At 59.8% G+C, this 7,842-nt stretch carries 6 protein-coding genes and 1 pseudogene; 1 reads left to right on the plus strand and 6 read right to left on the minus strand.

Going from position 1 to position 7,842, the window contains the following annotated elements; all coding sequences use genetic code 11:
* On the minus strand, positions 1 to 1,570 hold a 1,570-nt coding region (locus ABYA88_RS14115), incomplete at its 3' end, for a DEAD/DEAH box helicase (protein ID WP_373188033.1).
* A gap of 142 nt (positions 1,571 to 1,712) precedes the next feature.
* Between ABYA88_RS14115 and ABYA88_RS14120 the strand changes: the two genes are divergently transcribed.
* On the plus strand, positions 1,713 to 2,645 hold the full coding sequence (locus ABYA88_RS14120; RefSeq protein ID WP_373188034.1) for a glutathione S-transferase family protein: 933 nt from the start codon (positions 1,713 to 1,715) through the stop codon (positions 2,643 to 2,645).
* 9 nt (positions 2,646 to 2,654) lie between these two features.
* Here ABYA88_RS14120 and ABYA88_RS14125 read toward each other — a convergent pair whose 3' ends face one another.
* The 5 genes and pseudogenes from ABYA88_RS14125 to nirB form a co-directional block, all read right to left on the minus strand.
* The gene (locus tag ABYA88_RS14125) at positions 2,655 to 3,029 is read right to left on the minus strand and encodes a YajD family HNH nuclease (protein ID WP_373188035.1); all 375 of its coding nucleotides are present in this window, start codon (positions 3,027 to 3,029) and stop codon (positions 2,655 to 2,657) included.
* A 71-nt stretch (positions 3,030 to 3,100) separates the two neighbouring features.
* Positions 3,101 to 4,282, minus strand: coding sequence for a GGDEF domain-containing protein (locus ABYA88_RS14130; protein ID WP_373188036.1), 1,182 nt, complete (start codon positions 4,280 to 4,282; stop codon positions 3,101 to 3,103).
* A 170-nt stretch (positions 4,283 to 4,452) separates the two neighbouring features.
* A pseudogene (locus ABYA88_RS14135) lies at positions 4,453 to 5,404 on the minus strand (protein kinase).
* Positions 5,405 to 5,549: 145 nt separating this feature from the next.
* Positions 5,550 to 5,954 carry a nitrite reductase small subunit NirD gene (gene nirD / locus ABYA88_RS14140; protein ID WP_373188037.1) on the minus strand — a complete coding sequence of 135 codons (405 nt, stop codon included), beginning with the start codon at positions 5,952 to 5,954 and terminating at the stop codon, positions 5,550 to 5,552.
* A partial coding sequence (nirB, locus tag ABYA88_RS14145; RefSeq protein WP_373188038.1) for a nitrite reductase large subunit NirB occupies positions 5,954 to 7,842 on the minus strand: 1,889 nt, incomplete at its 5' end. The genes nirD and nirB, both read right to left, overlap by 1 nt.

Raw genomic sequence — 7,842 nt, forward strand, 5'->3', positions numbered from 1 at the left:
AGGCCAGTTTCGCCAGAGTGGCTTCGCTGAGCTCCGGCAGATAGACACCGCTATGCTCATTGAACAGCTTGATGTGTCCGATCTGCTGGCGCTGCAGGCCGCCGTGACGGCACAGGGCATCGACCAGCGGCTTGGGCATAAGACCATTGGAGCGGCCGCCCTTGACCTTGTAACGGACCAGCCCGCTGTCGCGATCGGCGTAGCCGTCGTTCTGGCTGGCGGGTGCGGAGGTAGGCAGATCCTTGACCGGCTCGACCAGCGTCTTGGCGCTCGGCATGATCGCCAGCAGCGTTGCTGCCAGCTCTTGGGGCTCAAGACTGGTGAGTTCGAGCAGATCGGCAACCAGCTTCTCGTGCAGCGCACCGGTCTGCTCGCGTGCGGTATTGATGCGCGAGGCAAGCTTGGTCAGACGACCGCTGCGAACGGCATCGGCACTGGGCAATGCCTGGCTCTGGATCTTCTGGCCGGTAGCCTTTTCCAGCAGGTGCAGCAGGCGGCGTTCACGCGGGGTGGCGAACAGAATTGCGGTGCCCGAGCGGCCGGCGCGACCGGTACGGCCGATGCGGTGTACGTAGGACTCGCTGTCATGCGGCACGTCGTAGTTGAGTACGTGGGAGATACGCTCCACGTCCAGGCCGCGGGCGGCGACGTCGGTTGCCACGACGATGTCCAGCAGACCACGCTTGAGGCGGTCGACCACCTGTTCACGCAACTGCTGGCTCAAATCGCCATTCAGTGCTGCGGCGGCAAAGCCGCGTGCCTCCAGGCGCTCGGCAATTTCCATGCTGGCGGTCTTGGTGCGCACGAATACGATCATAGCCTCGACTGGCTCGACTTCGAGCAGACGGGTCATGGCGTCGAGCTTGTGATGGTTGGAAACCTCCCAGACGATCTGGGTAATGGTGTCCAGGCTGCTGCTCACGCCGCTGTGCAGGCGGATTTCCTTGGGCTCGCGCATATGCTTGCGGGCCACGGTTCGCACGCCGGCAGGCATGGTCGCGGAGAACAGGGCTTTCTGGGTGTTAGTCGGTACTTTCTCGAACACCGCATCCAGGTCGTCGGCAAAGCCCATCTTGAGCATTTCGTCGGCTTCATCAAGCACCAGAAAACGCATGTTTTCAAACTTGATGCTGCCACGACGCATATGGTCAGTCAGGCGGCCCGGGGTAGCCACGACGACGTGGGCGCCGCGTTCCAATGCCTTGAACTGCGGGGCAAAAGGCGAGCCGCCATAGAGGGCGAGCACGGAAAAACCACGCATGTTCTGCGCATAGCGCTGGAATGCTTCGGCAACCTGCAGGGCCAGTTCACGCGTGGGCGTGAGAATCAGGGCCTGGGTGGCGCGCACGCTGACGTCGATGCCAGCCAGTACGGGCAACGCGAAGGCAGCAGTCTTGCCGGTGCCGGTCTGGGCCAGGCCGAGCAGGTCCTCACCAGCCAGCAGTGTAGGAATAGCCTCGGCCTGAATGGCGGAGGGTGTTTCATATCCGAGGCTGGTAATCGCCTCGAGAAGTGGTGCAGGCAGGCCTAAGTCGGCGAACTGAGGTGCCGCCGGAGCGGTATCGGACATACTTGAAGTGAACCTTGGGGAATAAATAGATCGAACAGTATACGCGCTTTCGCGAATAATTGCCGCAAGGTTTTTCGGTGGCTGGCCAAGGGTTGATTGGGCTGCCAAGCTCTGAACATTGCAGATGACGGGAGTCGAAGGTATGGGCAAGCTGGTTGAAGGTATCTGGCGCGACGAGTGGTATGACACCGAGAGTACCGGAGGCAAGTTTGTGCGTGAAGACGCCGGTTTTCGAGACGGAGTCGAGCCCGGCGGACGCTTCGCTCCCGAATCCGGGCGCTACCACCTGTATGTGGCGATGGCGTGCCCCTGGGCGCACCGCAGCCTGATCATGCGTAAGCTCAAGGGGCTGGAAGAACATATCGCGGTCAGCGTGGTCCACCCGCACATGCTCGGGGATGGCTGGACCTATGATCCTCCAGAGCCGCTCTACGGCTTCAGGTATCATCATCAGCTTTATACCAGGGCCAGGCCAGACTATACCGGAAGGGTGACCGTCCCGGTGTTGTGGGATAAGCGCGAAGAAACCATCGTGAATAACGAGTCGGCCGACATCATTCGTATCTTCAACAGCGCGTTCAATGATCTGACCGGTAATACCGATGACTATTATCCGCAGGCATTGCGTGAGGAGATCGATAGCGTCAACGCCCGGGTTTATGACCAGATCAACAACGGCGTCTACAAGACCGGTTTCGCGACCCGCCAGGAAGTGTATGCGGACGAATGCATCACGCTGTTCGGCGCGCTGGACTGGGTTGAAAGCCTGCTGAAAGAGCGCCGGTACCTGGCCGGTGAGCAAATCACCGAGGCCGACTGGCGGCTGTTTACCACGCTGGTGCGTTTTGATCCGGTATACCACGGCCACTTCAAGTGCAACCTGAGGCGTATTGAGGATTACCCCAATATAACCGGCTACCTGCGCGAGCTATACCAGCAGCCGGGTATCGCCGAGACGGTGGATCTCGAGCAAATCAAGCAGCATTACTACTACAGCCACGACACCATCAATCCGACGCGTATCGTGCCGATCGGCGATGGCCTGGATCTGACGCTACCCCACGGTCGCAGCTGAAAAAGGGGGTCAGGAGCGGGTCTTGAGCAAATCAGCCAGGCCGGCAAATGCCTTGTGGCTTGACTGCGGGCCCTGCTGGCTGGCAGTCGAGCCTTCACTGAAGTACTGCTGGTCGGTGTAGCGTGCGTGTTCGTTGTCGTGGCAATACAGGCACAGCAGCTCCCAGTTCGATCCATCCTGGGGGTTGTTGTCGTGGTTATGATCGCGGTGGTGCACGGTCAGCTCGCTGACCCGCTTGCCACTGAATTCGCGGGCGCAGCGGCCGCAGACCCAGGGGTACATTTTCAACGCCTTTTCGCGGTAGCCGCTTTCCTTGCTCTGTTTCGCATCGGCCAGGATCTTGTCCAGTCGGGCGGTGGCGGGCGATGGCTTCTGGTTGCTCATGGCGAGTGTCTCATGTCTGTTAATACAGGCAGTCTAGCTCAGCGTGGGCGGCAGCGGCGAATGAGCGGTGTTCAAAGCTGGGGCCCCAGGTGTTCTTCAGGCGGCTGGTGCGTCTGTTGTTTATCACAGCAGATAACCTGGTTTCTCCCGCTTTCCTTGGCCTGGTAAAGCGCATGGTCTGCGCGCGCCAGAGTGGCATCCGTGTTTTCATCTGGTAGCGCTTCGGCAACGCCGATCGAAATGCTTATGCGAAAATCCTCCGGCAAACCGGTAAAACGCAATGACTCAATGGTCTTGCACAATCGCTGACTCTTGATTCGGGCACCGGCAAGGGAGGTCTGCGGCAAGACCAGCAGAAATTCCTCTCCGCCATAGCGACCGAAACTATCAATCGCACGCAGCTCGCCAGCGACGGCCTTGGCAATCTTGCGCAATACTTCGTCCCCGGCCTGATGGCCGTGGGTGTCGTTGACATATTTGAAGTGATCCACGTCCATTATGCCCAGACTGAAAGCGCCTGGCGTACGCCGGCAGCGGTTGGACTCGTCCGACAGTGCCTGAACAATGCGTCGGCGGTTATAGATACCGGTCAGCTCGTCAATGTTCACCAGCTCCTGGATCCGTTCCATTGCGTTCTTCAGCTCATGATTACGCAGGCGCAGTTTGCCCCGCAGATTACTGATGAATCCGCCGATCAGTGCGGCTTCTGCCAGCACAGTCAGGAAGACCAGGCTCTGAATCAGCTCCAGATTGGGTTCCAGTACCGCCGGTCGTAATTGCCAGAGGGCCAGATGAAGCAAGCTGTACTGCAGGAAAAAGACGCTGCTGACCCAGAAGAACTGGCGTCTGTTCAGCGCAAGAATCCCGTACAGCAGTGGCACTATGGTAATCAGCAGGAAAATCGCACGGGCCTGGCCCGCTTCGAGAAAGAACATTACCCATAACGCAGGCCACTGACATATGGTCAGCTGCGCCATGGTCATGCTGGGGTCGCGGAACCTGAGGTTGAAATTGTAGTGGATCAGTAGCCACATCAGGCCGTTGGCTACGATGCTGAAAAGGAGGAAATGCAATGCCACTGCTGGCGGCGTCATGCCCTGATACGTGAACAGCAGCACCCCGGCAAAAGTAACCATATAGGATGTGAACGACATGCCGAGCCGGCGCTTGCGCAGGGCCTGGTCGTCACTGGTTGTCGCTTCCCTCGGTCCGGCGGAGGTCTCGCTCTCAAACGCTGGCTGAGCAATGTCCATTTTATTGTCTCGTTTTTTATTTTTCGCTCCTCAGGCGATACAGCGAAATCCGTATCATCTGTGAGTCAGATGATAGTAATCCTTTTTCTGCGAAAGGGAAGGTAACTATCCGCCGTCTAGGCGAAGTACAGCTGTTTGCAGCAGCACAGGAGGCTCGGTTTCTGACCGGCTCAGCGGGGCCAGAAGATCAGCAGTAGTGCAATGACAACAGCCAGAATAGCGGAGGAGCACTGCCAGAACAGCAGCGGGTTGCGCTCCAGCAGGGGTTGCCGGGTACGGTCGAGAAACCGCTGGTTCGGGTGCCGCAGGTCGTAGATGAACTCCGACAGTTCCTGATAACGAAGTACTCTGGCGCCGTGTACTGCACGGTGCCGAGAATATCCTGATCGGTGGTTTTTGGTGCCATTTCCATGATGCCGGCGACCCGTGTGGCGCCGAAATCAATGATCTTCACCGAACCTGCACTATCTATCATCACATTGGCGGGGCGCAGGTCCTGATGCAGCATCTCCAGGCGATGGAACGCCAGAAGGCCCCGGGCGATCTGGTCGACGATCGCGCGCACGCTCTCGAGTTCGGGCCTGGGGTTGTCGATCATCCACTGGGCCAGAGTCTGGCCTTCAACGTATTCGCTCACGGTGTAGACGTGGTGCCGCCTGCGGGTGATCCAGAGGCGGTGGTCGTTGGTCAGCTGTTCCATGCAGCTACCGCGCAGAAGTTGCACGCGTGCGTCACCGACATGAAACAGGTGGGCGGTTGTCGACTTGGTCACCAGGGCGCTCAGTGTGCACACATAGCCCTTGTCGCGGTCATACCGGTACTGGCTCTGGCGGGTCTGGGCATGCAGCCAGGAGTTGGTTGCCATGAGGACCCGCTGGGCGGCTTTCTTCACTGACCAGGGTCGGAGGTACAGTAATAATCCTCGAGAAAGCAGGTCACTGCGGTCTTGCTGGCAATCTGGCTGACCTGGCTGCTGCTGATCCCGTCGGCGATTGCGATGGCGATGCCCTTGGCGCCAAGTTGCGGTTCTTCGGGAATGCGCATCCCATGGAAATCCTGATTGACCTCCTTGCGGCCCTTGTCAGAGCAGTACCCTGTGGAAACGGTCAGTTGGCTGGCCATGTTGTCCTGTAGCGGAGCCCCGACCCGATAGCAGGCGGGGCTGATTTAATCAGGCCGGCACGCGCTTGGCGCCAGTGCGGATGTGCGTTGCATAGAGTGCTCGAAGCCCATGCTCTACAGGGAAAAGGGCTTGGCCCGCGCCAGTTCAGGGCGCGGTGCAGATCTCGACGAGGTCACCGGTGAGGCGCGCAGGCCATACACGAAGCTGTTGTTCGGGATATTCCAGGCAGGCGCCGTCCTCCAGACGGAAATGCTGCTTGTACAGCGGCGAGGCGATCACCAGCCCACCCTTGAGATGGCCTACGATCCCGCGGCCGATGACGTTGGCACCGGATTTGGGATCACGATTTTCCAGGGCGTAGAGTTTCTCCCCTTGCTCCGTTTCGGGCAGATGGAACAGTGCGACCTGAGCACCGTCGAGCCAGACCACCACGCCCGAATTCGCCACCAGATCCGTGCGGTTGCAGATGGTTCGCCATTGCCCAGCGGTGCCCTGTGGGGTCATGGCTGCGGATGAATTATCGAGTCTTGCATTGTTGGGCAGGGTCATCAGATAACCTCCTCGGCAACAGGAATAAGATGGAGTTCGGACGCCTTCACCGGACGGTTCTGGCCTCGTTCCTTGACGAAGTGAATATCCGGATCGCCTCGCTCGTCGTTGACGAAGGTGCGGAAGCGCTTGAGCTTCTCGGGATCCTTGAGGGCGTTGGCCCACTCGCATTCATAGCGGTCGATGACCAGCTGCATCTGTGCTTCGAGTTCTGCTGCCAGACCCAGGCTGTCCTCTATGACCACTTCCTTGAGGTAGTCGAGGCCGCCTTCCACGCTCTCCCGCCACACAGAAGTGCGCTGCAGGCGGTCGGCAGTACGGACGTAGAACATCAGGAAACGGTCGATATAGCGGATCAGCGTGGCGTCATCCAGGTCGGTGGCGAACAGCTCAGCGTGGCGTGGACGCATGCCGCCATTGCCCGACACATACAGGTTCCAGCCATTTTCCGTGGCGATCACGCCGATATCCTTGCTCTGTGCTTCGGCGCATTCGCGGGTGCAGCCGGACACGCCGAACTTGATCTTGTGCGGGCTGCGCAGGCCTTTGTAGCGGTCCTCAAGCATGATCGCCATGCCCACGCTGTCCTGTACGCCGTAGCGGCACCAGGTACTGCCGACGCAGGATTTGACAGTGCGCAGGGATTTGCCATAGGCATGTCCGGTTTCGAAGCCGGCATCGATCAGTTCGGCCCAGATATCCGGCAACTGATGCAACTGTGCGCCGAACAGGTCGATGCGCTGGCCACCGGTGATCTTGGTGTAGAGGTCGTATTTCTTTGCCACGGCGCCCATCGCAATCAGCTTGTCGGGGGTGATTTCGCCGCCAGCAACCCGGGGTACCACCGAGTAGGTTCCGTTTTTCTGCATGTTGGCCATGAAGGTGTCGTTGGTATCCTGCAGCGGTACCAGCAGCGGATCGGTGATCGGCTGGTTCCAGCAGGAGGCCAGAATCGAGCCCACAGCCGGCTTGCAGATGTCGCAACCGGTGTGGCCCCGGCCATGGCGGGTCAGTAGTTCCTCGAAGCTGATGATGCTCTCGACGCGAACGATGTCGTAGAGCTCCTGCCGGGTATGCGCGAAGTGTTCGCACAAGCTCTTGTCCACCTCGACGCCGCGGGCGCTGAGTTCGTGCTCGAATACCTGCTTGAGCAGTGCGGTGCAGCCGCCGCATCCGGTGGCGGCCTTGGTGGTCGACTTCAGATCGCCCAGGTCGGTGCAGCCGGCATCCACCGAGCAGCAGATGGCTCCCTTGCTGACGTTGTGACAGGAGCAGATGGTCGCGGTGTCGGGCAGCGCGTCGGCGCCCAGTGTCGGGGTGCCGTCCGATGACGGCAGAATCAGGCTGGCAGGATCCTTGGGCAGGTCGATGCCGTTCTGGGCGTATTGCAGCAGGGTGTCGTAATAGCTGTTGTCGCCGACCAGCACGGCCCCCAGCACCTTCTTGCCATCGGAAGACACCACAAGGCGCCGATAGCTGGCGTTGGTCTCGTCGATAAAGCGATAGCTTTTCGCTCCCTCCGTCGCTGCATGGGCGTCGCCGATCGAGCCGACGTCTACCCCGAGCAACTTGAGTTTGGTCGACATGTCCGCGCCAGCAAAGGACTCATGGGGCTCGCCCGTCAGCTGCAGTGCAAGATTGCGGGCCATGCTGTAGCCGGGGGCCACCAGTCCGAAGCAGGTGCCGTTCCAGGCGGCGCACTCGCCAATGGCGAAGACCGCCGGATCGCTGGTGCGGTAGTCGTCATCGATCGCGATACCGCCGCGTGGGCCCAGCTCAAGAGCGGCGCTGCGGCCCAGTGCATCCTGCGGCCGAATGCCGGCAGAGAACACAATCAAGTCGGTTTCCAGATGCTCACCGCCCTTGAAGTTCATGCGATAGCGATAAT

The sequence above is a fragment of the Halopseudomonas sp. genome (assembly GCF_041579695.1).
Lineage (GTDB): Bacteria > Pseudomonadota > Gammaproteobacteria > Pseudomonadales > Pseudomonadaceae > Halopseudomonas.